The 1,344-nt window shown below is 35.5% G+C and carries 2 protein-coding genes; both read left to right on the top strand.

Features of this window, described 5'->3' with window-relative positions; translation table 11 throughout:
- Positions 1 to 69: 69 nt before the first annotated feature.
- Positions 70 to 417: an ISAon1 family transposase N-terminal region protein gene (locus tag J2X17_RS19010; protein ID WP_310301663.1), complete on the top strand. Its 348-nt coding sequence runs from the start codon at positions 70 to 72 to the stop codon at positions 415 to 417.
- Positions 410 to 1,344 (top strand): ISAon1 family transposase (locus tag J2X17_RS19005; RefSeq protein WP_475690852.1); only part of this gene is annotated, 935 nt, incomplete at its 3' end. The genes J2X17_RS19010 and J2X17_RS19005, both read left to right, overlap by 8 nt.

Here is a 1,344-nt window from a genome sequence, read left to right as displayed (position 1 = left end):
GGATCAAGAACAAATCTTGGGGAGGAAATATCAAAATAAAATGAGAAATTTGCAATCTAAGAATTTAAGATGACCCCGATAGAGCTTTTAAAATTTATGCTTCCTGATTTTTTAGTAGATCATTTTGAAGTAGTTTCTTCTAGTAATACAGAAGAGATATTACACTTGTATTTTGAAGAGAAAAGTAATCCTCCACAAGAATTTAATGCATTTGAACTGGTATCAAAGGGTTTTCAAGATGAGATTACTATTCAGGACTTTCCCCTGAGAGGTAAGTATGTGTACCTGCATATTAAAAGACGTCGTTGGACAAATAAAAACACAGGAGAAATTATTAAAAGAGATTGGAATTTAGTCGCCAAGGGAACCCGCATGACTCAAGAGTTTGCGGCTTTTTTAAAAGAAATTAATAGATAACAGCGCTACTGATTGTCACACCATTGGACGCTTCTTCGGCGTTAACGGTAAAAAACTTCAAAGACAATATAAAAAGCATCTGAGTTCGTTCACTGGCTGGGCTTCACGTGAACATGCTCATCAGTGGATTGTTTACCCTGAGAATATGGGTACACATTTATCAATTGATGAAGTAGCTTTGTCTCAGGGAGAGCTTTACACCATTGTGACCAACAAGAAATTCAAAGGTAAAAAAGGCTCCTTGGTGGCCATTATTGCTGGAACGAAGGCAGAACAGGTCATAGAACACATTAGCAAAATAGATTATAAAAAGAGAGCTTCTGTACAAGAAATAACGCTTGATATGGCTAATTCTATGAAACTGATATCTAAGAGATGTTTCTCCAAAGCCATACAGGTTACCGATAGGTTCCATGTTCAAAAGCTAGCACTGGAAGCCTTACAAGAGATGAGAATAAAATATCGATGGGAAGCTATGGATGCTGAGAATCAATTGATATTGCTGGCAAAAAGAGAGAACAGAGCATATATCCCTAAGCTTTTATCTAACGGTGATTCTGTCAAACAACTATTGGCAAGAAGTAGGTATCTGTTATACAAATCTCGTGAAAAATGGACACCGAATCAACAAGAAAGAGCGCAAATGCTGTTTGAATTATATCCCCATATAAAAACTGCATATAATCTAAATCAACAACTTCGGGGGATTTACAATAACAATAATGACAAACACATTGCAATGACCAAATTGGCTCATTGGTATAGAAATGTTGAGGAGTCGGGCTTTAAAAACTTTAATATTTTACTCAATACCATAACTTTTAATTACCAGTCAATCCTAAACTATTTTGATAACAGAAGTACAAATGCTTCGGCAGAATCCTTTAATGCAAAAATAAAAGCATTTAGAAGCCAATTTAGAGGAGT

It is taken from the genome of Flavobacterium aquidurense (assembly GCF_031458035.1).
In the GTDB taxonomy this organism is placed as follows: Bacteria; Bacteroidota; Bacteroidia; order Flavobacteriales; family Flavobacteriaceae; genus Flavobacterium; species Flavobacterium aquidurense_C.
The sequence above is the reverse complement of the archived record's forward strand: the minus strand, read 5'-3'. Positions and strand labels throughout refer to the sequence as shown.

What these genes read in the sequence shown, in the direction of transcription:
- J2X17_RS19010 (WP_310301663.1), top strand. Translation starts at nt 70, where the DNA reads ATGACCCCGATAGAGCTTTTAAAATTTATGCTTCCTGATTTTTTAGTA.